This window comes from Rickettsia endosymbiont of Oedothorax gibbosus (assembly GCF_936269705.1).
GTDB lineage: Bacteria > Pseudomonadota > Alphaproteobacteria > Rickettsiales > Rickettsiaceae > Tisiphia.
The window spans coordinates 1,911,104-1,937,265 of sequence record NZ_OW370493.1; the positions used below are offsets into that span (position 1 = coordinate 1,911,104).

Here is a 26,162-nt window from a genome sequence, read left to right on the forward strand (position 1 = left end):
GGTGACGTCATCACTCACCGCTCGCCTATTACTTTAGGCATAGAGTTTTGCAGGAGGTCTAATGCTTCCTGCCACTAAAATAACTCAATCTAAATGACTGCTCACTAATAGCCCAGTTTGATTCGCCTCATCCCAGATTTCACTGGTCTTTCACAATTGCGATATCTTTTATCAGACCCCTAAAGAATATAGCTCAAATTATTCTGATATTACTTCTTGTTGCCCTTTTATAGACTGAGTCGATATCTCATTTAAGTTCTTCCCTCTCCTTTCAGCAATATTCTTGGGAAAAGAAAGTTGAGATAACGCATCAAAAGTCGCAGCAATCATTGCATATACATTACTAGACCCTAAAGATTTAGCAACAATATCATGAACTCCTAAAGAATCAAAAATAGCCCTCATAGCACCACCAGCAATAACGCCAGTACCCGCCTTGGCTCTTCTTAAAATGACTTTTGCTGCTCCACTTTTACCAATAACATCATGGTGAATGGTTCTACTCTGATAAAGAGGAACCCTAATCATATCTTTCCTTGCTTCTTGGGTAGCCTTAGCTCTAGCCTCTGTTACCTCTTTCGCCTTACCATGACCATAACCAACCTTACCGGATTTGTCACCAGCTACAATACAAGCAGAAAAAGAAAATTTTCTTCCACCTTTTACTACTTTAGTAACTCTGTTTACATCCACCAAAGTTTCGGTTAATGCTTCACCCATATTTTTTTTAGCTTTAGCCATTTCTTAAACCTAAAATTAGAAATTTATTTTCTTTCTTGCTGCATCAGCCAATGCCTTAACAACACCGTGATATTTATAACCACCCTTATCGAATACAACCTCTTGCACTCCTTTAAGCGATGCTCTTTCTCCTATCAACTCACCTACTTTTGTAGCTGTACCAACATTACAGCTAGATTTTTTTAACTGTCTAATTTCTTTATCCAAGGTTGAAGCAGAAGCAATAGTAATTGACTGTTTGTCATCTATAACTTGTGCATATATATGCTTTCCAGATTTAAAAATAGACAATCTGATTCTGTTTGATACCTTTGATATCTTAGACCGTACTCTAGCCTTTCTTGTCTCAAATCTTAACTTTGAACTACGCATACTTAACTTTTAACCCTTAAATTTTAGTTTTTCTTACCTTCTTTTCTTTGAACATACTGACCCTTACGTTTAATACCTTTACCCTTATATGGCTCAGGCGGTCTCTGCTTTATAATAATTGATATAAACTGACCTAGTTTTTCTTTATCAACACTTTGCAATATAATCTGATTTTGTTTAGGAGCGGTAACTTTTATATTCTGAGGTATCTCGATTTTAGTATTATGACTTTTAGCGAGCATTAAGTTTAAATATTTATCTTTCACCAAAGCCTTATAACCAACACCATTTATTTCAAGCTCTTCTGTAAAACCTTCACTAACACCTTTCATCATACCATTTATTATACTTCGTGCCGTACCCCACATAGACCTAGCACTTTTAGTCTCTGCTAATGGTTTAACAACAAGCTGATTATCTTTCAATGAAATTGCTATATTCCCGGCAAAAGTCTTTGATAACTCTCCCTTAGGACCGACAACATTGACTTTCAATCCATCAAGCTCAACTTTTACCCCTTCAGGTACAGGGACTGGCAATTTTCCAACACGTGACATTTTTATACCTTAAAACACTTTACAAATTACTTCACCGCCAATCTTTTGGCTATGTGCTTCTCTATCAGATAACACGCCTCTAGAAGTAGAAAGAATATAAATACCCATATTGTTATAATATCCTTTTAATTTATCAATGGAAGAATAAATTCTCTTACCTGGTTTTGAAACTCTATTTATTTCACATATAGCAGGTTTTCCATTAACAGAATATTTTAAATCCACCTCAATGTGACTTATATTATCATTCTTAACAACTACATACTCTTTGATATAACCTTCTTTTTTTAAAACATCCAAAATGGCACATTTTATTTTTGAAGAAGCTAGAGATATACTCATCAATTTACTTTTTTGACCATTTCTAATTCTAGTCAACATATCTGCTATATTATCTGTCATTGACATACGATAAACCTACTTTTTACCAACTTGCTTTAACTAAACCAGGAACCAATCCCTTACTACCAAGCTCTCTTAGCTTATTTCGTGATAAACCAAATTTACTGTACACTCCTCTTGGACGCCCAGTAAGTTCACACCTATTTCTAATTCTATTCATAGCTGAATTCCTAGGTAACTTAGCCAGAACCATCACTAGCGAAAATCTCTCTTCTAAAGATAAAGTTTTGTCGTAAATCTTGTCTTTTAACTTAGCACGCTTATTATACAAACTTTCTGCCATCTTTCTTCTTCTATTATTCTTTTTTATAGAACTTACTTTAGCCATCTTCTTTCTTCAAAAATTAATTATAAAAAGGCAAATTAAAGCCTGAAAGTAATAATTTACCTTCTTCATTATTCGTAGCACTTGTAACAATCGTGATATCCATACCACGAATTACATCTATCTTATCGTAATTAATCTCTGGAAAAACAATCTGTTCTTTTATACCAAAAGTAAAATTACCTCTACCATCAAAACTTTTACTTGAAAAGCCTCTAAACTCTTTTATACGTGGTAGGGCAACAAGTACTAGCCTTTCGAGAAAATCATACATTCTATCTTTACGCAAAGTAACTTTGCAACCAACTTTCATACCTTCACGAAGTTTAAAAGTAGCAATAGACTTCTTTGCCTCAGTTACCAAAGGCTTTTGCCCTGAAATTAAAGTTAGATCATTAACAGCATGATTAATTATCTTAGAATCAGCAACCGTTTCACCAACTCCCATATTAACAACAATTTTTATAACCTTAGGTATCTGATGTTTATTATCATAGGCAAACTTTTTTTGTAAGCTTGGGATAATCTCTTTACCATATAAATCTTTAAACCTGAACAACATTACTTACCTTCCTTACTGATAATTTCACCAGACTTCTTAGCTACTCTTACTTTAGAACCATCATCTAGAAATTTAAAAGCAATTTTTGTACCAGTACCTGTCTTAGGGTCTACATGAGCAACATTGGATATATGTATTGATAATTCCTTTGACACTATGCCACCTTCACTTGTTTTACTTGGCTTAACATGCTTGCGAGCAATATTTACCCCTGAAACAATTGCTCTATTCTGTTCTGGGAAAACTTTTAACACTTTACCCTTTTTTCCCTTATTTTTTCCGGTGATAACAATAACTTCATCACCTTTCTTGATTTTTAACTTAACCATTACAATACCTCTTCTGCCAGCGACATAATCTTAACGAATTTTTTTGCCCTTAATTCTCTAGTTACAGGACCAAAAACCCTGGTACCTATCGGCTCTCCCTGTTTATTCAAAAGTACTACTGCATTGGAATCAAATTTAATTGTACTACCATCTGCTCTTCTAACACCCTTCTTTGATCTAACAAGCAACGCCATATATATCTCACCTTTCTTTACTTTGCCATTTGGTGACGCTTCTTTTACAGAAACCACAAAGAAATCTGCAAGGTATGCTATCATGCGGTGTGAACCACCAAGCACTTTAATACACATAACTTTTTTAGCACCAGAATTATCAGCAACATCTAAGATGCTCTGCATCTGAATCATAACTTACTCCCACTTGAGAATTTAATAATGCCACAAGATAAACAATCTAAACAACAAAGTCAAAGGATAAAAACTACCTTTCTTTTAGATTGTCTAGAATATTTTTCTAATAAGCATATTTACAAACATTACCATAAGCAAAGAACCGTAACGTACGGAAATACATACGAAAACAGATTTACCAACAAAATAATAACTAACCCTAAGAGGCTGCCTGCGATAACTAATTAATTATCGCAGGCAACCTACAGCATTAAAGAGGTATATTTATACCCCTAATACCACCCAAGACTTAGTCTTAGATATAGGGCGACTTTCAACTATACTAACCTTATCACCATCCTTATACGTATTTTCTGGATCATGAGCAGCGTATTTCTTAGAAACTTTTACAATTTTTTTATACATAGGATGCTTAAACCTACGCTCCACTTTAACCGTAATAGTTTTATCTGTTTTTGAACTTACAACAACGCCCTGCAACACTCTTTTCGGCATTTCTCTATTCTCCAGTTTTTGATCTTGTGGTTAATTCTGTATTAATACGAGCTATTGTTTTTTTTACAAAAGAAAACCTACTAGTATTTTCTAATTCACCTAAAGTTTTTTGAAACCTTAGATTAAAAAGCTCTTTTTTAAACAGAATTCTTTTTTCGTGGAGTTCCTCCATGGTTTGTCCAACCAACTCCTTTGGTGATACTAATTTACTCATAACGCCTCACTATCCTTGTTCTTACAGGCAATTTGGCACTAGCAAGTTCAAGTGCCCTGGTAGCTACATCATCTGTAACCCCTTCAATTTCAAACATAATTCTGCCAGGTGATACCCTTACTGCAAAAAATTCAGTAGAGCCTTTTCCTTTACCCATTCTAACTTCCGCAGGCTTCTTTGACACAGGCAAATCAGGAAAAATCTTAATCCATAACCTACCCTGCCTTTTCATACAACGAACAGCTGCCTTTCTTGCAGCCTCTATTTGCCTTGCAGTAACCCTTAAGCCATCCAATGACTTCAAGCCAAAAGAACCAAAAGCTAGCATAGTACCAGATTTTGCCTTTGAGGAAACTCTTCCTTTATGTGCTTTTCTAAATTTTTGTTTTTTCGGAGCTAACATTATCTTACTTCAAAATTAATTATGTTTCTTTCTATTTTCCACATGATCACCCCTATAGACCCAAATCTTTATACCTATAACTCCATAAGTTGTCATAGCTTCAGCAGTCGCATAGTCAATATCAGCTCTCAAAGTATGCAAAGGCACTCTACCTTCTCTATACCACTCTGTTCTCGCTATTTCAGCTCCAGCCAAACGTCCAGAACAAGCCACTTTTATACCTAACCCTCCTTGCTTAAAGCAAGCTTGGATAGCAGTTTTCATAGCTTTTCTAAAAGACACTCTTTTTTCAAGCTGTACAGCAATCGTTTGAGCAATAATAGTAGCGTCTATATTAGGTTTCTTTACTTCATGTATGTTAATATATATTTCTTCTAAACAGGTAATTTTTTGGACATGTTTTTTTAATTTATCAATGTCGTTACCACTTTTACCTATAATAACACCAGGCTTTTTAGCAAAAATATTAATTATAACACTTTTATTAGAAGGTCTTTCTATTAACACTCTACTAACTTGTGCTTGCATATAGTTTTTATTAATCAGATTTCTAACCTCTAAATCTTGAATAAAAAGAACTTTATACTGCTTTTCAGCATATAACACCGAGTCCCAACCTTTAATTAATGTTGGACCAACTCTAAAGCCATGCGGATTAACTTTTTGCCCCATATTTTACTTCCCCTTAACTTCAGTAACTGTAATATATAAATTACTAAAAAATTTATTAATCCTTGTTGCTCTTCCTTTAGCTCTTGGCATAATTCTTTTCATCACCAATGCCTTACCTACCGTTGCAGAAGTAACAAACAACGCATCAATATCTAAACCAAAGTTATTCTCAGCATTAGCAACAGCAGACTGTAAACATTTTTTTACATCTTTAGCAATTCTTTTCGGGGAAAAGGTAAGCTGAACCATAGCTTCCGATACTTTCATATTCCTAATAGAAGTTGCAACCAAATTCAATTTTCTTGGACTCACTCTAAGAGACTTAGCAATTGCTGTAGTCGAACCTTTATTCACCTTTACCATATTTATTTTCTCTTAACTTTTTTATCTGCCCCATGACCATGGAAAGTTCTAGTTGGAGAAAATTCACCTAATTTTTTACCAACCATTTCTTCACTGACAGTGACAGGTATAAATTTATTTCCATTATGCACAGCAAATGTTACTCCAACAAAAAATGGTAAAATTGTTGACCTCCTAGACCAAGTCTGAATCATTTCTGATTTACCGGACTCAATCAATTTCTGTACTTTTTTTATCAGATAACCATCTACAAAAGGTCCCTTCCAAACTGAACGTGCCATAATTACTACCTAATTATTTTCTTCTCTTAATAATAAACTTTGATGTAGACTTATTCTTACGGGTTTTCTTACCCTTAGTTGGGAAGCCCCATGGAGTCACCGGATGACGACCACCAGAAGTTTTTCCCTCTCCACCACCATGTGGGTGATCAACTGGGTTCATTGCAACACCACGAACATGTGGTCTCCAACCTAACCATCTATTTCTTCCAGCCTTACCCAAATTTGTATTTTTTTGATCAGGATTTGAGACAACACCTACCGTAGCTTTACAATCTAACGGCACCAACCTAAATTCTCCAGACCGAAGTTTGATCTGAGCATAACCCGAATCCTTACCTACTAAATTAACCGAAGTCCCCGCAGATCTTGCAATCTGACCACCTTTGCCAATTTTCATTTCCACATTATGCAAAGTAGTCCCAATAGGGATAGATTTCAAAGATAAACAATTTCCAACTTTTATGTCAGCATTATCGCTTGACACTATTCTATCGCCTACAACAAGCTTTTGTGGTGCTATAATATAAGAATACTCACCATCATCAAATTTAATCAGAGCAATGAAAGAGGTCCTATTAGGATCATACTCTATTCTTTCAACTGTAGCGAATATATCTTGCTTATTTCTTTTAAAATCAATTATACGATAAAGCCTCTTATGCCCCCCTCCTCTATGCCAAGAAGTGGTTCTACCAAGATTATTTCTACCACCAGTCTTACATAAACCTTTAGTTAAAGGTTTATGAGGCTTGCCCTTCCAAAGATCAGATTTATCAACCTGTATTAATTCTCTAAGAGATGGAGTAACTGGATTAAACTTTTTTAAAGCCATCTTATTTTATACCCCCAGTAAAATCAATAGTATAATCTTTTTCTAGCGTCACGATAGCTTTCTTTTGATCTGATTGTCTACCGTTAACACCTTTGAATCTTTTTTTCTTACCTTTTACATTCATGATGTTAACTTTTTTAACCTTAACCTCAAAAATTTTCTCAATAGCTGTCTTGATAGAAGCCTTTTCAGCACTATCAGCAACATGAAAAGTAAACTTATTTTGTTCAGATAAAATATTGCTCTTCTCAGTGATCACAGGATTCCTAATAAGATCATAATGTTTATAAGATTTCACTTCAACCTCTTTTCTAAAGCATCTACAGCTTCTCTTGATAACAAAACATAATCATGGCGTATTATATCATAAACATTTGTACCAATTTGTGGTACCGAAATAGTATTAGGAATATTTTGTACTGCCAAAGAAAAATTAGTATCAACTTCATTACCACTAACAATAAAATAACTCTTACCATGAAAATTATTTAATAATTTTGCAAGATTAGAAGTTTTTGATTCATCTAATTTTAAAGAATCTAATATTAACAATTTCCCTTCTGTCAATTTTTCTGACAATGCATGTTTTAAACCAAGTTTTCTAACTTTCTTTGGTAATTTTGTAGCATGACTCCTTACTACTGGACCGTGAGAAATTCCACCGCCCCTCATTTGTACAGACCTTAAAGACCCCTGCCTTGCATTACCGGTACCTTTTTGCTTAAAAGGTTTCTTTGTAGTACCAGATACTTGCGATACTGTCTTCGTTTGATGTGTACCAGCCATAGCTTTCGCTCTTTGCCAATCAACAACAAGCTTGATAATATCTTGTCTAACAAAGTCTATGGCAAATACTTCATGATCTAAATCAACCTCACCAACAACTTCATTTTCAAGATTTAATAATTTAGCTTTCATATAGTTTATCCTGCAGCTGTAATGGTTTTCTTAATAGCATCCTTAATGTAGACATAAGATCCTTTCGAGCCTGGGACATTACCACTAACTATGATTATACCTTTTTCTATATTAGTATCAACTATCTTCAAGTTCTGAATAGTAACTCTTGTACTCCCCATGTGTCCAGCCATTTTCTTATTCTTAAATACTTTACCAGGGTCTTGTCTACCACCAGTAGAACCATGTGAACGATGAGACACAGATACACCATGTGAAGCTTCAAGTCCTCTAAAATTATGCCTCTTCATACTACCAGCAAAACCTTTACCAATAGTAGTACCTACAACATCTACAAACTGCCCAACAACAAAATGATCAACACGCAATGTAGAACCTATATCAATGAAAAAAGAAGCAGAAATTCTGAATTCCTTCAATTTTTGTTTTGGTGCAACGTTATCATTAGCAAATACTTGCCTCATTGGCTTTGTTACTTTAGATAATTTCTTATCCTTTACCCCAACAACCAAGGCGTTATAACCATCCCTTTCTTGGGTCTTTTGTCCCACTACTTGACAATCTTCAACTTGCAGAAAAGTAACGGTAGTTCTCTCTCCCTTTTCATTAAAAATTGAACTCATGCCAATTTTTTTAGCGATTAAACCGGTTCTCATCACTCAATACTCTCTAACTTAATCTCAACATCAACACCAGCAGGCAAATCAACTTTCTTTAAAGCATCAACAGTCTGAGGGGTTGGATAACTTATTATTAAAAGCCTTTTCTGAATTCTAATCTCAAATTGCTCCCTTGATTTTTTATTGACATGTGGAGACCTATTAACGGTAAATCTTTCAATTGTCCTTGGAAGCGGAATTGGACCAATTATATCTGCACCAGTTCTTTTAACAGCCCCTACTATCTCTCTAGTACCTTGCTCAAGCGAACGGTGATCAAATGACTTTAGACGAATTTTAATTTTTTGATTATTTTTCATTAACTAAACCTTTTTATAAACAGCCCGACCATCCAAAATACGCTTCTTTAACAGACTTGCTCAAATTTTTTGTAAACATAACTTTAGGCAAGTTCAATTAAACGTATTTTGCTTAGCCATTAAAAAAAAGTAATCATCCTAAATTATTTTAAGATGATTACTCCTTTGTTATTTTATAATCTTTGATACTACACCAGCTCCTACTGTCTTACCACCTTCACGTATAGCAAAACGAACACCTTCTTCCATAGCTACTGGAGAAATCAGGGTAATATTTAGATTCGCATTATCACCTGGCATAATCATCGTTTTACCATCTTTTAAAGTAATCTCCCCAGTCACGTCAGTAGTTCTAAAATAAAACTGTGGACGATACTTGTCTGTAAACGCTGTATGACGACCACCTTCTTTAGTGGTAAGCACATAAACCTCAGCTTCAAATTCAGTATGCGGAGTTATACTACCAGGCTTAGCTAATACTTGTCCTCTACACACATCTTCTCTTTTAGTTCCACGTAGCAATATACCAACATTGTCACCAGCTTCACCTTGATCCAATAGTTTCTTAAACATTTCCACACCAGTACAAGTAGTTTTTTGAGTATCTCTTATACCAACAATCTCTACCTCTTCACCAACTTTTACTACACCTTTCTCAATTTTACCAGTAACAACCGTACCTCTTCCAGAAATAGAAAATACATCTTCTATTGGCATTAAGAATGGTTTATCTGTATCTCTCTTTGGTTGTGGTATATATTCATCAATAGCATCCATCAATTTTTTAATCGCAGCTTCTCCTTCAGGTTTTCCTTCTAAAGCCTGCAAAGCTGAACCCCTGATAACTGGTATATCATCTCCAGGAAAACCATACATTGACAGAAGCTCTCTGACTTCCATTTCTACTAAGTCAACTAATTCTGGATCATCAACCATATCAACTTTATTCAAGAAGACAACCATTGTAGGCACACCTACTTGCTTAGCAAGCAATATATGTTCCCTTGTTTGAGGCATTGGACCATCACAAGCAGATACTACCAATATTCCAGCATCCATTTGGGCCGCACCACTAATCATATTCTTTATAAAATCTGCGTGTCCAGGACAGTCAATATGAGCATAATGCCTTTTTTTAGTTTTATACTCAACGTGAGCAGTAGCAATAGTTATACCCCTTTCTTTTTCTTCCGGGGCAGCATCAATTTCATCATAGTTAGTAGCCTTAGCACCACCTTCTTTTGACAATACTAAAGTTATTGCAGCTGTTAAAGAAGTTTTTCCATGATCTACGTGTCCTATAGTACCTACATTACAATGGGGCAGATCCCTCTCAAATTTTACCTTTGCCATAATTCATTCTCCACAATTTAAGATTTATACAAATTTAACAATAAAAACAACAAATTTATCCAATTTCCAATTAACACCAATAGTTTTGGAGCGGGTGATGGGAATCGAACCCACGTGGCCAGCTTGGAAGGCTGGAGCTCTACCATTGAGCTACACCCGCGTATTTCACCTAACCAATCTGTGGTGGAGGAAGAAGGATTCGAACCTTCGTACGCTCACGCGGGCGGATTTACAGTCCGCTGCCATTGACCACTCGACCACTCCTCCAAAGAATTTACGCAAGCATTAAATAGCCTAATTAAAAGTAAAGCACAACATAAATTTACTGTAAGTGCCAACAAATCTTCTTTGCCATTTTCTTCAGCCTTTTAGATAAGCTAATATTAAACTTATATATTTGATGCAAATCAACAAATAATAAAAGTATAGATAAAAACCTATACAAATAGTTTCTATTAAAATTTACAACAACTTAGAACGTTTATCTAGTTGTAACTTTCTATAATAAATAGTAGTTTGTGTCAAGAATAAATTACTATAGGTTCTAATAAGATGATAAATAAATCTAATATTTCTAAAGATTTCTACTACCTATATGGTAAACATCCAGTACTTGCAGCTCTAAGTAACCCCAAGCGTTATATTCAAAGAGTTTTCTGTACAGAAGATATTTTTAATTTGAACAAAAATTTAATATCTAACCATCAATATGAGATTACCAATACAGATTCCCTAACCCGTCTTCTTGGTTCAAATCATAATCATCAAGGAATAGCCGCTAACGTTAAAAGCATTTTCTCTAATCATATTGAAGATATTGACATAACTACTGGCAATTGTAAAGTAGCTATTTTAGATCAAGTAACCGATCCACAAAATATTGGTGCTATTATTCGTAGTGCGGCTTCTTTTGGCATCACAGCCATAATATTACCCGCCGATAATGCCCCAGATGAAAATGCTACTATAGCAAAAACAGCTTCTGGAGCTTTGGAACTAGTACAAATGGTTAAGGTAACTAATTTAAGGCGGTCAATAGAATATCTAAAGAAACATGGGTTTTGGATTATTGGTCTGGATGGTAAAGCAACACAATCCTTAGATAGCAAAATATTTTCAGATAAAATGGCAATAATACTTGGGTCTGAAGATAAAGGAATAAGACGGCTAGTTAAAGAACAATACGATTATCTGGTTAAAATCCCAATTTCCAGTAAGGTAGAAAGCCTGAATGTTTCAAATGCTGCGGCAATATTGTTTTATTTAACCTCATTAATAAGATAGCACCCTACATTTTTTTTACTATTTTCTTATGATGAATAAAAAATCTGGTCACCAAAAGTCATTGCGAGGAGATCGTAAGGTCGACGAAGCAATCCCAAGAATAACCAGGAATGGATTGCTTCTTGGCTATAGTCAATTCAGGAGAATTTGGGGCTAGGAGCGATGGAGCGACGCCTATAAGTAATAGGCGAGCGACGAGTGACAACGTCCCCAACTTCTCATCAATTGACTATAACTGATTAATTACTTATCTCTATACTGCGTAACTAATATCTTAATCTTCTACAGCTTCAACCGATTCTACCTCAGGAACGAAGTGTTTAAGCATTGATTCAATACCATTTTTTAAAGTAATAGTTGAGCTAGGACAACCATGGCAAGCTCCGCGAAGCTCTAATTTTACCACTCCATTTTCAAACCCTCGATATATTATATCACCTCCATCCATGGCAACCGAAGGACGTACACGTGTTTCAATAATTTCTACAATCTGTTGTTCGACTTCAGACATCTCGTCCAAATTATTTACACTAGATTTGTCAGTAGATATATTATTTTGCACATCAAACACAGTAAAACCAGAAGTAAAATGATCCATCATAATCATCAAAATTTCAGGTTTTAAAACCAGCCAATCACTTTCTTCTTCCTTAGTAATAGTAATAAAGTCACTACCAAGAAATACCGATTTTATGTTATTTATACCGAATAATTGAACTACCAAACTGCTTTTACCCCTTACCTCATCAAGATTACTAAAATGCATTGGTTGATTAGGGCTAACAGGTATATTAGGGAAAAATTTTATCGCATTAGAATTAGGAGTAATTTCAGTTTGAATAAACATATACATCTTCCTTGATAAAAAATAAATGGTACCCGCGGCCAGACTTGAACTGGCAAGGGCTTGCACCCCACGGATTTTAAGTCCGTTATGTCTACCATTCCATCACGCGGGCAAAGGAAGTTAGTTCAATCCTAATTGCTTACACAACTAATACATATTGGAGTAACTTACTATTCCAAATTCATGTAGATTATGTTAAGATTGCACAGACTAATAAAAAAAACATTAAAAAGCAAGTGTTTTTATAAATCACCAGAATTATAAATTCAAAATGTAAAATGCAGTATAGTCAATTGACTATACTATTAACTTAACAGATTTAATTTAGATCAATAAGCATCTAATAACATATTAGACAAAAATTCTGTATTTTAGACAAGTACAATAATGTTATAATTAATGTACGAACCTGTGTGTTAAGCACTATATGATATTGACATAATAGAAGTTTAAGGATATATTATGGTCTTTGTTAAAGATTTCACTTTTTAGACACTTATAAAAATAAGCACACAATGTCATCCAAACTCCAACACAAGGCATAATATAAGGCACCCGTAGCTCAATTGGATAGAGTATATGACTACGGATCATAAGGTTGGGGGTTCGACTCCCTCCGGGTGCGCCAGACTTCTCAAGGCTTACAGGATTTTTCAATTTCTCAAAAGCATTTTTATTTTGGTTTTATTTTGGTTTTCCAACAAAACTCCCCAGACTTAACCTACAAAAAGGTCTATTTTCAACCGTTTTTCACGGGGAGGAAATATGACGGAATCGTTAATTTTTCCCGACGGTTTAGCTGAAAATTCCGATACTATCTTTTATAATATAGTCGGTAATTTCGTCCCACCTGAATGGCGAAACCTTACTAATAATTGTGGTAAGCAATTAAGTAAAACTTCTCGTCAACTTCTGTCTTTGATAGTTTCTCGCCTACAAATTTATCAAAAAGATAAACTATCAGAAGAATTACAAGAAGGCTATCATTTTTTCGAAAAAGAGCTAGGAGTTTGTCAAAAACGGGTTAAACAATGTCTAACAGAATTACAAACAAGTGGGTTCATTGATCACTCTTTAATTACTACGATCAAACATAACCTAAAATGTCGCAATATTTTATGTATCAGAATTCTTAAAAATTTTATAAGTTTTCGTAAAGCTAATGATAATTCTTATCACTCTGATTGTATAAATATTCAATATAGCCATAAAAATATTTCACTTCAACCGGAAAAAAATTACCACTCAACTGTAAAAAAATCAAAAAAAAACACATCTCTATATATATCTATAATATCTAGCCTAATTTTGAACAATTTTAAACGCACCGTTCCTACCAAGGCTTTAGCTAATTCAGTACCTTGTAAAAACTTATCATGTATATATTCTACTAATGTATAGGCAAGGCTTGACAAAATTAGTCTGAGTTGATTAGCCCACCATTTATGGCATGAAGTGCGATCGGCAAATAGCTCTAACTGTTGCTCTTTTATACGATTTTCCATATCTCCACGTGCACAGTAATTTTTATCATATAAATCTTCTGGCTTACCTGCTAAATTAGTTACTATATATCTTGGATTCTCACCAAGGCTAGTTACTTCTGATTTACCAACTATCTTACGATGACGACTCCAGCTATCAGCTTTATATTTAAATTCACTAAAAAAGCGTTGCTTCTCTTTGCTAATTGTGAAGGCTTCGTTAGATTGTTGCATCAATGGCTCAAGCAGCTTGTTGAGTCTAGTATTTTGGGCTATTCCGACTATATATTTTACATTATTTTCATCACACCAATCCAGCATCTGATGACGACAAAATCCACCATCACCACGAAAAATAATCTCTACTTCAGGCCACGATTGACGAAAACGCTTGACTAATAGAGATAATATTGCCCAGCTATGCTTTGCTTGTTCTAGCTTTGAGCTGCGAAGATTGCTTACTAACAGCTTTTTTCCACAAAAAACATATAAAGGTAGAAAGCAATTATGACGATAATATCCATGATAAAACTTCCCCTCTTGATTGCCATAAATTTCATCATCAGTGGCATCAAAATCAAGTATTAATTGTTTCGGCACGGTTTTATGAGATTCGACAAACTTGTCAATCATCACCTTATGAGCTTTAAGAGCAAATCCACGATCTGCTTTATTTTCTAAACGGCATAAAGTAGAGCTACTAGCCATATCGTCCAGTGTGTCTATACTTGTTTGCAAAGCTGGACATTTTCTTAAATTATCGTGATCATTTAAATCTTCATAACCAAGAGCAATACCATAAATACGCTGTTTGAGCATTGTTAAAATAGTATGAGTAATTTTATCAGAATCTCGCTTATCAGGAAAAATCTTAGCCAGTTCATTAGTTAGACCAAGTCTTTTATCTGCTTCTCTTAGCAATAATACACCTCCATCGCTACTAATATTACCTCCTGTGAAATTTATTTCTATTTGACGATTTTTTACTTTCGATTGGTAAATTAATCCTGTACAATTTGTCATGGCAAAACCCTCTATGTAATCTTCTTTTAACACTGATATTATATAGTATTACAAGGGTTTTGTCTCTATTCTTTCATGCAATATTCAGGCTAGGAGTTTGTCAAAAACGGGCTAAACAATGTCTAACAGAATTACAAACAAGTGGGTTCATTGATCACTCTTTAATTACTACGATCAAACATAACCTAAAATGTCGCAATATTTTATGTATCAGAATTCTTAAAAATTTTATAAGTTTTCGTAAAGCTAATGATAATTCTTATCACTCTGATTGTATAAATATTCAATATAGCCATAAAAATATTTCACTTCAACCGGAAAAAAATTACCACTCAACTGTAAAAAAATCAAAAAAAAACACATCTCTATATATATCTATAATATCTAGCCTAAATATTGCATGAAAGAATAGAGACAAAACCCTTGTAATACTATATAATATCAGTGTTAAAAGAAGATTACATAGAGGGTTTTGCCATGACAAATTGTACAGGATTAATTTACCAATCGAAAGTAAAAAATCGTCAAATAGAAATAAATTTCACAGGAGGTAATATTAGTAGCGATGGAGGTGTATTATTGCTAAGAGAAGCAGATAAAAGACTTGGTCTAACTAATGAACTGGCTAAGATTTTTCCTGATAAGCGAGATTCTGATAAAATTACTCATACTATTTTAACAATGCTCAAACAGCGTATTTATGGTATTGCTCTTGGTTATGAAGATTTAAATGATCACGATAATTTAAGAAAATGTCCAGCTTTGCAAACAAGTATAGACACACTGGACGATATGGCTAGTAGCTCTACTTTATGCCGTTTAGAAACTCAATACACGTCAGTTCGGGATAAGATATAGATGAAATAGTAATAGATAAAAGGATTGTCAAAAAGGAGTGCCTGCAGTATTTATATTTTTAAACAAAAAAACAAACTACAGGCATGAAAAAAGATATCACAGAATTATATAGTTTTATAGATGATTTTTGTAAAATTTATTTGGAGTATGAACAGAGAAAGTTATTACCATCAAATAAGCAAAGAAATCGCTGTTGTAGCATGAGTCTAAGTGAAATGTTAACAATAATAATTATGTTTCATACATCCTATGCTAAGAATTTTAAATTTTTCTATAAAAGTTATATAGAGTGCATGCATAAGGATGATTTTCCCAAAGCCTTGAGTTATAATAGATTTGTTGAATTAATGGCACGATTATTCATACCGCTAAATATGTTGATTCATTTGTTGTTTGGTGAGGAAACAGGTATTTATTTTATTGACTCTACAACGATTAAAGCTTGTCACAATAAAAGGCGTTATAGCAATAAAGTTTTTAAAGGATTAGCCAAACATAGTAAATCCTCTATGGGGTATTTTTATGGTTTTAAATTACATGTAATAATCAATAATAAAGGGGAGTTTATGGCATTAAAAGTGACCAAAGGCAATGTAGATGATAGGGTTCCAGTACCGGAGTTAACAAAAAGATTAACTGGAATTATAGCAGCTGATAAAGGTTATATTAAGCAAAATTTGTTCTTAAATTTATATGAAAGAGGCTTAAAAATGATTCATGGAATTAAGAAGAATATGGAAAATAAATTAATGGATTTGAAAGAAAAAATCTTACTTCGAAAGCGTAACTTAATTGAAACAGTTTTTGATTATCTAAAAAATAAAATGAACCTTGAACATACTAGACATAGATCACCAATAAATGCCTTTGTCCATATATTATCTACTCTTGTTGCTTACTCATTAAAGAAAAATAAACCTTCAACAAAATTTGATTTTAATCTACATGTTCACAATATCCTTATCCCGAATTGACGTAATTCACAAAAATATTGAAAATTAATTACTTTTTTACTTAGTGAAAAAAAATTTTGATGTACACTATAGAAATATTAAGAAATTTTATAGTCAATTGATAAGAAGTTGGTAACGTTGTCGCTCAATGCTTGCCTATTACTTATAGGGGTTGCTCCATCGCTCCTAGCCTGGATATTGCATGAAGGTGGTATTTATAAAAATAAAATGGCAATATCGCTTATAAGTGGTAATGGATATGTTAATTTTCACTTAAATTATGTCTAGATATGCAATTCTTCCTGATTTAAGATAGAATCCCCCCTTACCCCCATTTTTTATTGTACCGGGGACAGTACCATATTAGCTTATTCTATAGCTAATTTTTTCATAACACTATCCCATATATGTTGGTAAGGATAAGATGAAGACAACAAGAATTTAATGCTCCTAGTATTTCTAATAATTACTGCTCCAATTTTGAACAATTTTAAACGCACCGTTCCTACCAAGGCTTTAGCTAATTCAGTACCTTGTAAAAACTTATCATACCAAGTGCAATAATTAACGCAGTGGTGTAAAATGGGTTTTTAACTGATAAAGGTACTCAAATGGCTAGGTTAATATTACCACAAGGTTTTCATGGTCATGATTTTATAAAAATGATGAAACATGAGCCGCATGGTCGAAATCGTATACGTTTATTGGCGATGTATCGTATACTTGCAGCAAAACTGCGTAACACTATCTAATTTTTTTGCTAGTACGAATTTATTGTATAAATTTGGGTTTCTACTATGCAAATATCACCGATTAATAAAAACTAGTTGAAAAAGTACCAGTTATATTATAACATTTGAAATATTAATAATAATGATAATTAATCAAATGAAAAAACCAAAAGTAGCGACCTTAAGTGCTGAAGAACGAGAAGAACTAATACAACACGTCAAGGAAAGTTCATTAACGGGAGATGAACAGCAAACGATAGTAGAACTTGTGAAATTTTGTAATGAGCTAATAGACAAGCTAGCATCATCAAATATCAGTATAAATAAGCTTAAGGAAATGCTGATTGGTTTTAAGGCAGATAACAAAAAAAAGATAGTTCAGATTCATTAAAAGAACCGCCAAGTGAATCTGATAACGGGAATGGTGGTAATGAAGAAGAGTGCGATAAGCCCAAAAAGATAGATCGTAGTAATTGGCAAGGTAAATATGGGTTTGATGATTATAAGGATGCGAATACCAGCTATTTAACTCCTGAGAATTTTTGTAGTGGTGATAGCTGTCCTCACTGTTGTAATGGCAAACTATATAATAGTGAAGCTAGAAAATTGCTACAATTTACAGGTAATGCTCCAATTACAGTCAACAGATATGTAAAGAAAACGCTACGTTGTAATGCTTGTGATTATATAGTTATGAACAATAAAAATATCAACAAATGGACAAATAGTAGCAGAAGTGCAATAGTGTTACAAAAGACCTATGGCACTCCTTTCTACCGTTTATCTAGGCTGCAAAGTTTAAGTGGTGTTCCTGTGGCATATAGCTCGCTCTGGCAACAATATTTAGATGTTTGGCAAGAAGGTGGTGGAGCTGAAATTTACGGGGTATTATTGGAAATGGCTGCTGAATGTAGTTCACTGAACCTTGATGATACTAGAGCTAGGATTTTAGAAATTACTATAGCCAATAAGAAATTACGTACTCAAAATAAGAAAGGACGCAGCTGTTATACTACTACAATATGTGCTAAGACTGCAAATAATGAGGTGATAGTTTTATATTTTACCGGTAATAGGCATGGTGGAGAAAATATAGGTAACGTACTAAAGAATCGTAAGAATAGAACAGATTCTATCCAATTAATGACTGACGCAAGTAATAATAATAACCCGGTATTATCAGAAGCAGATCAAGAATTACTGGCAATAATAGTGATGATCAATTGTTTGTCACATGGTCAGAGAAAATTTACAGAGAATGAACTATATTACCCTGAAGAATGCGGATATTTTCTCAAACAAACACGAGGGATTTACCACAATGAACATCAATGTAAAGAGATGAGTCCTGAAGAAAAACTTTGGTATCATCAGGAACATAGCGGTAAATATATAGAAAACATATATAACAAAATAGACGAATTATTTAACGACAAGAAAGTTGAGCCTAATAGTAGGCTTGGACAAGCTATGAAATATTGGATAAATAATAAAGAAGGTTTGACTCAAAATGCCAGTTAGCAATCTTGATAATAATTGGGCTGAGAGATCACTGCGTACCATTATTTTACAAAGGAAGAATTCATTATTCTTTAAAACAATCAATAGTGCTGAGATACATAGTGGTCTGTATAGTATAGTAAAGACTTGTAGTGAGAACGAGATCAATGCCTTTAAATATTTAAATTGGCTACAAGAGCAGAGTAGCAAAGCAAAGAAGAGTCCTGCGAATTATACGCCTTTTGCCTATGCAAGATATATGAATAATACGGAATTAATCGAGACAGCAGCTTAAACGACAGGAAGCCAATCATTAGAGAATTTGGCAGAACTAGGATCACCATTATGAATAAGAATGTGTAAGGTTCTATAACAAATTTGATAAGATGAATTATCAGATGGGAAAAGTTTTGCGGTAAATTTACCTTTGGATAGGCGTTTAGAGCATAGCCAAAAGCCTTGACCGTCAAAGGACAAAATTTTAATGGCAGTTCTGTTTTTATTATAGAATAAAAACAAGGAACCATTAAGAGGGTCAGAAGAAAGTTTTTGTCTACAAACAGCGATTAAGCCATCGATACCCTTGCGAAAATCGATGGCAATAGTGGTAACAAAAATAACTGACGCCGGGGTTAGTTGCAACATAAAAATGTCTGAATTATGGTTTTTGGTTCTAGTGTTTGGATAATAAGTTTGGTACCATTTGGTTTAATAATGTGACAAGTATAGTGATTTTGTTTGGGGGCAGCTACAGGATCGGTATCTATAGAATATAATAGTTGAAATGGGAGAAAATTAATATTTTGTTGTAGAGCTTGATTTGAAGTTGAGACAGGAGAAGTTTTGAGGGTAGGCTCATGGGCTTTTTTAATTGAACTGATTGTTGCTTTATTAATATTAAGATGTTTAGCTATCTCTTGGTAAGAATAATGATGGAGTAATTGGTAAACTAATTCCTTTAGATGGTTTGGTATAGGATCAAACTTATTAGTTTTAGTTTGACGCCAGGCTTTAAATTGCTGAGCTACTTGCTCAATAGTAATTGATGGTATTTGCATAGTATGGAATCCAAATGTATAAAAAATTCATACTAGCAAAAACATTGAGTCAATCATTTAATTTGTGTAAGTTCATTTTTTATTTTCCAATAAATCATATTTAAAATCTCCACAAAGTATTTCAAATTGATTTAAAGCTAAAGACCAATCTTTAATAGGCATGGTCCATTTTTTGGCTGCATTTTGTAAGGATAAAAATATTATTTTTTGAATTGACTTATCATCTGGAAACACCCCCTTATTTTTGATAATTTTTCTAATTTGACGATTTACAGATTATAATGGTTCCAATATTTTGGACAGAAAAATAAGAAAAATGAGATAGAATTCTTTAGCAAACAAGGAGAGCTAGAGATGAAAAAACAAGTAAGGCAATATAGTGCTGAGGAGAAAGCCAAAATTGTCATAGAAGCAATTAAGGGAGAGCTAACAATAGCCCAGATAACCAGTAAGTATGGTGTTCATGCAACACAGATCAGTAACTGGAAAAAACAAGGTCTTGAGTTGTTAGTACAAGGTTTTAAGAATAAAACACAGAGTGCTGATCCAAATCAGCAGGGGTTAATCAAGAATCTATATGAGCAAATTGGTCAGTTAAGCGTTGAGTGTGACTGGCTCAAAAAAAAATCTGCATTGTTTGGAATTAAAGGTTAGGTGTAATATGATAGAGCCTAATCATAATAAGTCAGAACGCCCTCGCAAAGCGAGGGGCTTGACGGTTATGAGCAGCCCAAAGGGCTGCCATTGTTAATTAAAATTCTCCTGATTCGTCAGAGCCTAAACTATCAAGTTGCTCTTGATTCTTAATGTAGTGTTTGATCTGATTCTCTTCAAATCCTACAGTTGAGACCGCATAACCTCTAGCCCACAACTTTTCTCCATTAAAATTACGTTTTCGTCCACCAAACTGCCTAGCAACGGCTATAGCACTTTTCCCCTTGATATAGCCTATTACTTCAGCTACAGAATATTTAGGAGGAATCTTGATGAGCATATGCACATGATCTTGTACCATATGCCCCTCTATGATCTTGCTCCCACGTTGAAAAGCTAACTCATGGAATACGTTCCCAAGATATTTTCTAACCTTCCCGTACAATTCTTTTTTACGACACTTTGGAATAAACACAATATACGTCAATTCGGGATAAGGATATTGTGAACATGTAGATTAAAATCAAATTTTGTTGAAGGTTTATTTTTCTTTAATGAGTAAGCAACAAGAGTAGATAATATATGGACAAAGGCATTTATTGGTGATCTATGTCTAGTATGTTCAAGGTTCATTTTATTTTTTAGATAATCAAAAACTGTTTCAATTAAGTTACGCTTTCGAAGTAAGATTTTTTCTTTCAAATCCATTAATTTATTTTCCATATTCTTCTTAATTCCATGAATCATTTTTAAGCCTCTTTCATATAAATTTAAGAACAAATTTTGCTTAATATAACCTTTATCAGCTGCTATAATTCCAGTTAATCTTTTTGTTAACTCCGGTACTGGAACCCTATCATCTACATTGCCTTTGGTCACTTTTAATGCCATAAACTCCCCTTTATTATTGATTATTACATGTAATTTAAAACCATAAAAATACCCCATAGAGGATTTACTATGTTTGGCTAATCCTTTAAAAACTTTATTGCTATAACGCCTTTTATTGTGACAAGCTTTAATCGTTGTAGAGTCAATAAAATAAATACCTGTTTCCTCACCAAACAACAAATGAATCAACATATTTAGCGGTATGAATAATCGTGCCATTAATTCAACAAATCTATTATAACTCAAGGCTTTGGGAAAATCATCCTTATGCATGCACTCTATATAACTTTTATAGAAAAATTTAAAATTCTTAGCATAGGATGTATGAAACATAATTATTATTGTTAACATTTCACTTAGACTCATGCTACAACAGCGATTTCTTTGCTTATTTGATGGTAATAACTTTCTCTGTTCATACTCCAAATAAATTTTACAAAAATCATCTATAAAACTATATAATTCTGTGATATCTTTTTTCATGCCTGTAGTTTGTTTTTTTGTTTAAAAATATAAATACTGCAGGCACTCCTTTTTGACAATCCTTTTATCTATTACTATTTCATCTATATCTTATCCCGAACTGACGTAATATGATATTTGCAATCCCATTTAGAATGATTTAAACTTTCGTATGTTGTCATATATTTTCTCCTTTGACCGTCAAGCCAAAGAAGTTATATATGATAACTTTTTATTTTATACTAAATCTAAAGGCCAAGCCTTGATGGTCTCACTAGTCAAACTAGTGGCTTACCTATCATTGAGTTAACAATTGTACAACAGTGTAAGTTATTGGATATTAGCAGGTCAACCTATTACTATCAACCTACTGGTATTAGTGAACAAGATATCAAGATTATGGCAATAATTGATGAGACCTATACTATGCATCCATATTATGGTATGCGGCGGATGGCTAAATATTTACAAGCCCAAGGTTTTTCGGTAGGTCGTAAAGCTGTTAGACGTTACTACAAGATAATGGGTCTTGAAGCTGTTTATCCTAAAATAAATTTAAGCAAGAGGAATCAAGCGCATAAAATATATCCTTATTTACTAAAAGGATTAGAAATAGTATTGCCAAACCAGGTTTGGAGTGCAGATATAACGTATATAAGACTGAGCCAAGGGTTCGTATATTTAGTAGCTATTATTGACTGGTATAGTCGTTATATTCTAAGTTGGCGAATCTCCATTAGTTTGGAAAGTGAATTTTGTGTAACAGCCCTTGAAGACGCTATAGAAAAATATGGTATGCCAAAAATATTTAATACTGATCAAGGAGTACAATTTACCTCGGAGAATTTTATTAGTATGCTAAAGCTACATAATATCTTGATTAGTATGGATGGTAAGGGACGAGCCTTAGATAATATTTTTATTGAACGTTTTTGGCGATCATTAAAACAGGAAAAAATTTATCGGATTATTTTAACAACAGTAAAGGAGGCAAAGACAGCAATTAACGAATATATGGACTTTTATAATAGACAAAGGATGCATCAAGCTTTGGATTATAAAACTCCAGAATGTGTATATTTTGAAAAAAATATTGTATAAAAACAACAATTTAATTTTTGTGAATTATATCTCTATTTATCTAAATTTTTGTCTAGACAAAGGGGACCACCTTAGATTCTATAGTGTTAGTAGTATAAATTACCTTTCTGTTCTCTTCAGGAAAGGCAAAAAACGGTATTATCCCAGACCAATTACGTTGCCAAATATCAGAAATTACCGGATATTTTTTATCCCATTTTACACCAAATTGCTGAAGTTTTAAACGTGCCATTTCGTCATTATTAGCTGTATAAATTTGTTTTAGATCTGATGTGACCTCTTTTAAATCTTTATATGACACATACTTTACTGAATTGCGAACCATATGTACAATACATAATTGTACTATAGTACTCGGGAATACACTGCTTATAGCTTCTGGAAAGCCCTTTAAACCATCCACACAAGCAACATAAATTTGTTCAATTCCTCGATTCTTTAACTCAGTAACTACTTGCATCCAAAATTTAGCACCTTCATTTTTGCCTATCCAAATGCCAAGTAACTCCTTTTTCCCTTCTATATTTACAGCAAGTGCTAAATATACTGCTTTATTTATTACTATGTGATTGTCTCTAGATTTTACATAGATACAGTCCAAGTATAATATTGGATACACCCTATCTAAACAACGATTTTGCCACCTAGTTACTTCTTCTATTACCCCATCTGTTATGGTGGATATCAAGTCACCAGATACATCAGTTTACGTCAGTTCGGGATAAGATATAGATGAAATAGTAATAGATAAAAGGATTGTCAAAAAGGAGTGCCTGCAGTATTTATATTTTTAAACAAAAAAACAAACTACAGGCATGAAAAAAGATATCACAGAATTATATAGTTTTATAGATGATTTTTGTAAAATTTATTTGGAGTATGAACAGAGAAAGTTATTACCATCAAATAAGCAAAGAAATCGCTGTTGTAGCATGAGTCTAAGTGAAATGTTAACAATAATAATTATGTTTCATACATCCTATGCTAAGAATTTTAAATTTTTCTATAAAAGTTATATAGAGTGCATGCATAAGGATGATTTTCCCAAAGCCTTGAGTTATAATAGATTTGTTGAATTAATGGCACGATTATTCATACCGCTAAATATGTTGATTCATTTGTTGTTTGGTGAGGAAACAGGTATTTATTTTATTGACTCTACAACGATTAAAGCTTGTCACAATAAAAGGCGTTATAGCAATAAAGTTTTTAAAGGATTAGCCAAACATAGTAAATCCTCTATGGGGTATTTTTATGGTTTTAAATTACATGTAATAATCAATAATAAAGGGGAGTTTATGGCATTAAAAGTGACCAAAGGCAATGTAGATGATAGGGTTCCAGTACCGGAGTTAACAAAAAGATTAACTGGAATTATAGCAGCTGATAAAGGTTATATTAAGCAAAATTTGTTCTTAAATTTATATGAAAGAGGCTTAAAAATGATTCATGGAATTAAGAAGAATATGGAAAATAAATTAATGGATTTGAAAGAAAAAATCTTACTTCGAAAGCGTAACTTAATTGAAACAGTTTTTGATTATCTAAAAAATAAAATGAACCTTGAACATACTAGACATAGATCACCAATAAATGCCTTTGTCCATATATTATCTACTCTTGTTGCTTACTCATTAAAGAAAAATAAACCTTCAACAAAATTTGATTTTAATCTACATGTTCACAATATCCTTATCCCGAATTGACGTACTATGTGATTGTCTCTAGATTTTACATAGATACAGTCCAAGTATAATATTGGATACACCCTATCTAAACAACGATTTTGCCACCTAGTTACTTCTTCTATTACCCCATCTGTTATGGTGGATATCAAGTCACCAGATACATCAGTTTGATATATTTCTTCTAAATGCCCTCGGATCTCGCTGACTGTCATACCGCGACCATAAAGGGATATCACTTTCTCATCAAATCCATTAAATCTCCTCAGCCCTTTTGGTATTAATTGAGGATTATACTCTCCTTCCCGATCTCTTGGTACTTCTACTGTCAGCTTACGACCATCCCCATCAATTACTGTCTTCTCATAGCTACCATTACGACTATTATTATCTACTTTTGGCATCTTGCTATGTTTTGAATATCCTAATTCATGATCCAACTCACTTGCTAATATTTTCTCAACTATTTGCTTCTTTAGCTGTTGAAATAAACCATCTCGACCAAATAACTCCGATGGATCTGCTTTTGATAATAATTCTTCTACTAGCTGATTACTGATGTTTAATGTATCTTTATCTGTATCTAATTTTTTAGCCATAATTCCTCCTTGCTTGCTTAAGTTACTTTTTTACAGTAATCTCTTACTGCTTTCTTTGCAACTTACACAAACTATAGGACAGACTCAAAACATTAGATAAAGTTATGCAGTTTTGCTGCAGGTATACACTGATTCTATTAATTCCTTTGTTTTCTTTGATTTATGGAAACTAGCATTATCCATCACTACAACTTGTCCTGCCTTTAACTCTTTAATTAAAAACTTCTCAACCCAATTATCAAATAACTCTGTATTGCACGTTCCATTAAAAACAAAAGGGGCTATTGATTGATTGTTTACCAAACCAGCTATGATATTAGTTCTTTGATAGTGTTTCCCACTCTTCTTTCCAATCAGTAATTCTCCTGTTTTACCCCAGCCTCTATCTTGGCAAATACCAGTATCTATACCTCTTTCATCAATATGCACTATTTGCCCTTTATCATATTTATTGATCTCTTCTAAATATTCAGCTCGTCTCTCTACACTTGACTCCATGTAGCTAAAGGTTTTTTTTTATAACTAAAGCCTAGCTGTTTTAATATCCTACCAGTTTGAGACCTAGCAATTCCAAACTCTTTACCAATATCTTGTAATCTCATATTTGGATTATTTCTTACAAAATTTGCTAACTTTTGCTTATCAACTTTACTTTTAAAACCTACTCTAGTTTTTGCTAATATCGTTCCTTCCTTTCTCTTCCTTACGTTCCAGCGACTAATTGTATTTTTATGTATATCGAATATCTTGGCAGCCGCTCTTTGACTGTTACCTTTTTCTATATAACTTATTACTTTTTTTCTTAAATCTTTACTATATGGGCTTGTTGACATTTTTTCTCTTATTTGTACCATATAATG

42 protein-coding genes, 4 tRNA genes and 1 pseudogene are annotated in these 26,162 nt (G+C 33.4%); 12 read left to right on the forward strand and 35 right to left on the reverse strand.

All coding sequences use genetic code 11. The annotated features are described in order from the left end of the window. Positions 1–198: 198 nt before the first annotated feature. From rpsE to NBW66_RS10525, 22 genes are all read right to left on the reverse strand, one after another. Positions 199–741 carry a 30S ribosomal protein S5 gene (gene rpsE / locus NBW66_RS10420; protein ID WP_250310936.1) on the reverse strand — a complete coding sequence of 181 codons (543 nt, stop codon included), beginning with the start codon at positions 739–741 and terminating at the stop codon, positions 199–201. A 15-nt stretch (positions 742–756) separates the two neighbouring features. Next, on the reverse strand, positions 757–1,113 hold the full coding sequence (rplR, locus tag NBW66_RS10425) for a 50S ribosomal protein L18 (RefSeq protein ID WP_094648901.1): 357 nt from the start codon (positions 1,111–1,113) through the stop codon (positions 757–759). Positions 1,114–1,136: 23 nt separating this feature from the next. After that, positions 1,137–1,670, reverse strand: a complete 534-nt coding sequence (gene rplF, locus NBW66_RS10430) for a 50S ribosomal protein L6 (protein WP_250310937.1) — start codon at positions 1,668–1,670, stop codon at positions 1,137–1,139. Between the two features lie 9 nt (positions 1,671–1,679). Beyond that, positions 1,680–2,078, reverse strand: coding sequence for a 30S ribosomal protein S8 (gene rpsH, locus NBW66_RS10435; protein ID WP_250310938.1), 399 nt, complete (start codon positions 2,076–2,078; stop codon positions 1,680–1,682). 16 nt (positions 2,079–2,094) lie between these two features. Next, on the reverse strand, positions 2,095–2,400 hold the full coding sequence (rpsN, locus tag NBW66_RS10440) for a 30S ribosomal protein S14 (protein ID WP_250310939.1): 306 nt from the start codon (positions 2,398–2,400) through the stop codon (positions 2,095–2,097). 16 nt (positions 2,401–2,416) lie between these two features. Beyond that, a complete protein-coding gene (gene rplE / locus NBW66_RS10445) occupies positions 2,417–2,956 on the reverse strand; it encodes a 50S ribosomal protein L5 (RefSeq protein ID WP_341751007.1) in 540 nt (179 codons plus the stop codon). 2 nt (positions 2,957–2,958) lie between these two features. Then, positions 2,959–3,288 carry a 50S ribosomal protein L24 gene (rplX, locus tag NBW66_RS10450; RefSeq protein ID WP_250310941.1) on the reverse strand — a complete coding sequence of 110 codons (330 nt, stop codon included), beginning with the start codon at positions 3,286–3,288 and terminating at the stop codon, positions 2,959–2,961. Further along, positions 3,288–3,656, reverse strand: coding sequence for a 50S ribosomal protein L14 (gene rplN, locus NBW66_RS10455; protein WP_094648896.1), 369 nt, complete (start codon positions 3,654–3,656; stop codon positions 3,288–3,290). Before rplN ends, rplX begins: the two co-directional genes overlap by 1 nt. A gap of 267 nt (positions 3,657–3,923) precedes the next feature. Then, on the reverse strand, positions 3,924–4,154 hold the full coding sequence (gene rpsQ / locus NBW66_RS10460) for a 30S ribosomal protein S17 (RefSeq protein ID WP_094648895.1): 231 nt from the start codon (positions 4,152–4,154) through the stop codon (positions 3,924–3,926). 4 nt (positions 4,155–4,158) lie between these two features. Continuing rightward, positions 4,159–4,368: a 50S ribosomal protein L29 gene (rpmC, locus tag NBW66_RS10465; protein ID WP_250310942.1), complete on the reverse strand. Its 210-nt coding sequence runs from the start codon at positions 4,366–4,368 to the stop codon at positions 4,159–4,161. Further along, positions 4,361–4,771, reverse strand: a complete 411-nt coding sequence (rplP, locus tag NBW66_RS10470) for a 50S ribosomal protein L16 (protein ID WP_094648893.1) — start codon at positions 4,769–4,771, stop codon at positions 4,361–4,363. The genes rpmC and rplP overlap by 8 nt, the downstream gene beginning before the upstream one ends. Positions 4,772–4,786: 15 nt before the next feature. Continuing rightward, on the reverse strand, positions 4,787–5,443 hold the full coding sequence (rpsC, locus tag NBW66_RS10475; protein ID WP_094648892.1) for a 30S ribosomal protein S3: 657 nt from the start codon (positions 5,441–5,443) through the stop codon (positions 4,787–4,789). 3 nt (positions 5,444–5,446) lie between these two features. Then, on the reverse strand, positions 5,447–5,806 hold the full coding sequence (rplV, locus tag NBW66_RS10480) for a 50S ribosomal protein L22 (RefSeq protein ID WP_250310943.1): 360 nt from the start codon (positions 5,804–5,806) through the stop codon (positions 5,447–5,449). 2 nt (positions 5,807–5,808) lie between these two features. Further along, positions 5,809–6,087, reverse strand: a complete 279-nt coding sequence (gene rpsS / locus NBW66_RS10485) for a 30S ribosomal protein S19 (protein WP_094648890.1) — start codon at positions 6,085–6,087, stop codon at positions 5,809–5,811. Between the two features lie 13 nt (positions 6,088–6,100). Then, complete coding sequence (gene rplB / locus NBW66_RS10490; RefSeq protein ID WP_094648889.1) at positions 6,101–6,922, reverse strand: 50S ribosomal protein L2; 822 nt, start codon at positions 6,920–6,922, stop codon at positions 6,101–6,103. A 1-nt stretch (position 6,923) separates the two neighbouring features. Beyond that, positions 6,924–7,220, reverse strand: a complete 297-nt coding sequence (locus tag NBW66_RS10495) for a 50S ribosomal protein L23 (RefSeq protein WP_094648888.1) — start codon at positions 7,218–7,220, stop codon at positions 6,924–6,926. Beyond that, positions 7,217–7,840, reverse strand: coding sequence for a 50S ribosomal protein L4 (gene rplD / locus NBW66_RS10500; protein WP_250310944.1), 624 nt, complete (start codon positions 7,838–7,840; stop codon positions 7,217–7,219). The genes NBW66_RS10495 and rplD overlap by 4 nt, the downstream gene beginning before the upstream one ends. A 5-nt stretch (positions 7,841–7,845) precedes the next feature. Next, on the reverse strand, positions 7,846–8,496 hold the full coding sequence (gene rplC / locus NBW66_RS10505) for a 50S ribosomal protein L3 (protein WP_250310945.1): 651 nt from the start codon (positions 8,494–8,496) through the stop codon (positions 7,846–7,848). Beyond that, entirely contained in the window at positions 8,496–8,819 is a 324-nt protein-coding gene (gene rpsJ, locus NBW66_RS10510) for a 30S ribosomal protein S10 (protein ID WP_094648885.1), read from the reverse strand. The genes rplC and rpsJ overlap by 1 nt, the downstream gene beginning before the upstream one ends. A gap of 168 nt (positions 8,820–8,987) precedes the next feature. Further along, positions 8,988–10,172: an elongation factor Tu gene (gene tuf, locus NBW66_RS10515; protein WP_250310946.1), complete on the reverse strand. Its 1,185-nt coding sequence runs from the start codon at positions 10,170–10,172 to the stop codon at positions 8,988–8,990. Positions 10,173–10,258: 86 nt separating this feature from the next. Next, a tRNA-Gly gene (locus NBW66_RS10520) sits at positions 10,259–10,332 on the reverse strand. Positions 10,333–10,353: 21 nt separating this feature from the next. Then, positions 10,354–10,439 (reverse strand) — tRNA-Tyr (locus tag NBW66_RS10525). Positions 10,440–10,724: 285 nt separating this feature from the next. On the opposite strand from NBW66_RS10525, the gene rlmB reads away from it, so the two are divergent. Next, a complete protein-coding gene (rlmB, locus tag NBW66_RS10530) occupies positions 10,725–11,456 on the forward strand; it encodes a 23S rRNA (guanosine(2251)-2'-O)-methyltransferase RlmB (RefSeq protein ID WP_250310947.1) in 732 nt (243 codons plus the stop codon). A gap of 110 nt (positions 11,457–11,566) precedes the next feature. Further along, on the forward strand, positions 11,567–11,695 hold the full coding sequence (locus tag NBW66_RS10535; protein WP_250310948.1) for a palindromic element RPE2 domain-containing protein: 129 nt from the start codon (positions 11,567–11,569) through the stop codon (positions 11,693–11,695). 35 nt (positions 11,696–11,730) lie between these two features. On the opposite strand, the gene NBW66_RS10540 is transcribed toward NBW66_RS10535, so the two are convergent. Continuing rightward, positions 11,731–12,303, reverse strand: coding sequence for a NifU family protein (locus NBW66_RS10540; RefSeq protein WP_250310949.1), 573 nt, complete (start codon positions 12,301–12,303; stop codon positions 11,731–11,733). Between the two features lie 26 nt (positions 12,304–12,329). After that, positions 12,330–12,415 (reverse strand) — tRNA-Leu (locus NBW66_RS10545). A gap of 439 nt (positions 12,416–12,854) precedes the next feature. On the opposite strand from NBW66_RS10545, the gene NBW66_RS10550 reads away from it, so the two are divergent. Then, positions 12,855–12,931 (forward strand) — tRNA-Arg (locus tag NBW66_RS10550). Between the two features lie 610 nt (positions 12,932–13,541). Here the strand turns inward: NBW66_RS10550 and NBW66_RS10555 are convergent. Beyond that, positions 13,542–14,843, reverse strand: coding sequence for an IS1380 family transposase (locus tag NBW66_RS10555; RefSeq protein WP_250310950.1), 1,302 nt, complete (start codon positions 14,841–14,843; stop codon positions 13,542–13,544). 411 nt (positions 14,844–15,254) lie between these two features. Here NBW66_RS10555 and NBW66_RS10560 point away from each other — a divergent pair, with 411 nt between their 5' ends. Next, the gene (locus NBW66_RS10560) at positions 15,255–15,668 is read left to right on the forward strand and encodes a transposase (RefSeq protein ID WP_250310951.1); all 414 of its coding nucleotides are present in this window, start codon (positions 15,255–15,257) and stop codon (positions 15,666–15,668) included. An 83-nt stretch (positions 15,669–15,751) separates the two neighbouring features. Beyond that, entirely contained in the window at positions 15,752–16,642 is an 891-nt protein-coding gene (locus NBW66_RS10565) for an IS982 family transposase (protein ID WP_250310582.1), read from the forward strand. Between the two features lie 347 nt (positions 16,643–16,989). Here NBW66_RS10565 and NBW66_RS14640 read toward each other — a convergent pair whose 3' ends face one another. Then, positions 16,990–17,205 carry a transposase gene (locus NBW66_RS14640; protein ID WP_284346759.1) on the reverse strand — a complete coding sequence of 72 codons (216 nt, stop codon included), beginning with the start codon at positions 17,203–17,205 and terminating at the stop codon, positions 16,990–16,992. Positions 17,206–17,232: 27 nt separating this feature from the next. Here NBW66_RS14640 and NBW66_RS10575 point away from each other — a divergent pair, with 27 nt between their 5' ends. The 4 genes from NBW66_RS10575 to NBW66_RS14645 all read left to right on the forward strand — a co-directional run bounded on the left by NBW66_RS10575 (position 17,233) and on the right by NBW66_RS14645 (position 19,147). Continuing rightward, the gene (locus NBW66_RS10575) at positions 17,233–17,373 is read left to right on the forward strand and encodes a hypothetical protein (RefSeq protein WP_250310952.1); all 141 of its coding nucleotides are present in this window, start codon (positions 17,233–17,235) and stop codon (positions 17,371–17,373) included. Positions 17,374–17,509: 136 nt separating this feature from the next. Then, positions 17,510–17,743 carry a hypothetical protein gene (locus NBW66_RS10580; RefSeq protein WP_250310741.1) on the forward strand — a complete coding sequence of 78 codons (234 nt, stop codon included), beginning with the start codon at positions 17,510–17,512 and terminating at the stop codon, positions 17,741–17,743. Between the two features lie 302 nt (positions 17,744–18,045). Beyond that, a complete protein-coding gene (locus NBW66_RS10585) occupies positions 18,046–18,873 on the forward strand; it encodes an IS66 family transposase (RefSeq protein WP_250311243.1) in 828 nt (275 codons plus the stop codon). Continuing rightward, positions 18,863–19,147: an IS66 family transposase gene (locus NBW66_RS14645; protein WP_250311030.1), complete on the forward strand. Its 285-nt coding sequence runs from the start codon at positions 18,863–18,865 to the stop codon at positions 19,145–19,147. The genes NBW66_RS10585 and NBW66_RS14645 overlap by 11 nt, the downstream gene beginning before the upstream one ends. Here the strand turns inward: NBW66_RS14645 and tnpB are convergent. From tnpB to NBW66_RS10600, 3 genes are all read right to left on the reverse strand, one after another. Then, on the reverse strand, positions 19,144–19,497 hold the full coding sequence (gene tnpB, locus NBW66_RS10590; protein WP_250310953.1) for an IS66 family insertion sequence element accessory protein TnpB: 354 nt from the start codon (positions 19,495–19,497) through the stop codon (positions 19,144–19,146). The two genes, NBW66_RS14645 and tnpB, sit on opposite strands and share 4 nt — an antisense overlap. Next, positions 19,485–19,910, reverse strand: a complete 426-nt coding sequence (locus NBW66_RS10595) for a hypothetical protein (RefSeq protein WP_250310639.1) — start codon at positions 19,908–19,910, stop codon at positions 19,485–19,487. The genes tnpB and NBW66_RS10595 overlap by 13 nt, the downstream gene beginning before the upstream one ends. A gap of 72 nt (positions 19,911–19,982) precedes the next feature. Continuing rightward, complete coding sequence (locus tag NBW66_RS10600) at positions 19,983–20,144, reverse strand: hypothetical protein (protein ID WP_250310784.1); 162 nt, start codon at positions 20,142–20,144, stop codon at positions 19,983–19,985. A gap of 120 nt (positions 20,145–20,264) precedes the next feature. Between NBW66_RS10600 and NBW66_RS10605 the strand changes: the two genes are divergently transcribed. Then, on the forward strand, positions 20,265–20,564 hold the full coding sequence (locus NBW66_RS10605; RefSeq protein ID WP_094649795.1) for a transposase: 300 nt from the start codon (positions 20,265–20,267) through the stop codon (positions 20,562–20,564). A 97-nt stretch (positions 20,565–20,661) separates the two neighbouring features. Here NBW66_RS10605 and tnpA read toward each other — a convergent pair whose 3' ends face one another. Then, positions 20,662–21,051, reverse strand: a complete 390-nt coding sequence (gene tnpA / locus NBW66_RS10610; RefSeq protein WP_250310954.1) for an IS200/IS605 family transposase — start codon at positions 21,049–21,051, stop codon at positions 20,662–20,664. After that, positions 21,048–21,938 carry an IS982 family transposase gene (locus tag NBW66_RS10615; protein ID WP_250310582.1) on the reverse strand — a complete coding sequence of 297 codons (891 nt, stop codon included), beginning with the start codon at positions 21,936–21,938 and terminating at the stop codon, positions 21,048–21,050. The genes tnpA and NBW66_RS10615 overlap by 4 nt, the downstream gene beginning before the upstream one ends. Positions 21,939–22,229: 291 nt before the next feature. Here NBW66_RS10615 and NBW66_RS10620 point away from each other — a divergent pair, with 291 nt between their 5' ends. Further along, entirely contained in the window at positions 22,230–23,018 is a 789-nt protein-coding gene (locus NBW66_RS10620; protein WP_284346760.1) for an IS3 family transposase, read from the forward strand. 73 nt (positions 23,019–23,091) lie between these two features. Here the strand turns inward: NBW66_RS10620 and NBW66_RS10625 are convergent. Then, positions 23,092–23,721 (reverse strand): annotated as a pseudogene (locus NBW66_RS10625) (IS256 family transposase); the annotation flags it as partial. Between the two features lie 112 nt (positions 23,722–23,833). Here NBW66_RS10625 and NBW66_RS10630 point away from each other — a divergent pair. Next, positions 23,834–24,724 carry an IS982 family transposase gene (locus NBW66_RS10630; protein ID WP_250310582.1) on the forward strand — a complete coding sequence of 297 codons (891 nt, stop codon included), beginning with the start codon at positions 23,834–23,836 and terminating at the stop codon, positions 24,722–24,724. Here NBW66_RS10630 and NBW66_RS10635 read toward each other — a convergent pair. The 3 genes from NBW66_RS10635 to NBW66_RS10645 all read right to left on the reverse strand — a co-directional run bounded on the left by NBW66_RS10635 (position 24,700) and on the right by NBW66_RS10645 (position 26,135). Then, complete coding sequence (locus NBW66_RS10635; protein ID WP_250310956.1) at positions 24,700–25,302, reverse strand: transposase; 603 nt, start codon at positions 25,300–25,302, stop codon at positions 24,700–24,702. The two genes, NBW66_RS10630 and NBW66_RS10635, sit on opposite strands and share 25 nt — an antisense overlap. Positions 25,303–25,404: 102 nt before the next feature. After that, positions 25,405–25,800: a transposase gene (locus NBW66_RS10640; RefSeq protein WP_250310957.1), complete on the reverse strand. Its 396-nt coding sequence runs from the start codon at positions 25,798–25,800 to the stop codon at positions 25,405–25,407. Then, complete coding sequence (locus tag NBW66_RS10645; RefSeq protein WP_250310958.1) at positions 25,785–26,135, reverse strand: IS630 transposase-related protein; 351 nt, start codon at positions 26,133–26,135, stop codon at positions 25,785–25,787. Before NBW66_RS10645 ends, NBW66_RS10640 begins: the two co-directional genes overlap by 16 nt. Positions 26,136–26,162 lie beyond the last annotated feature (27 nt).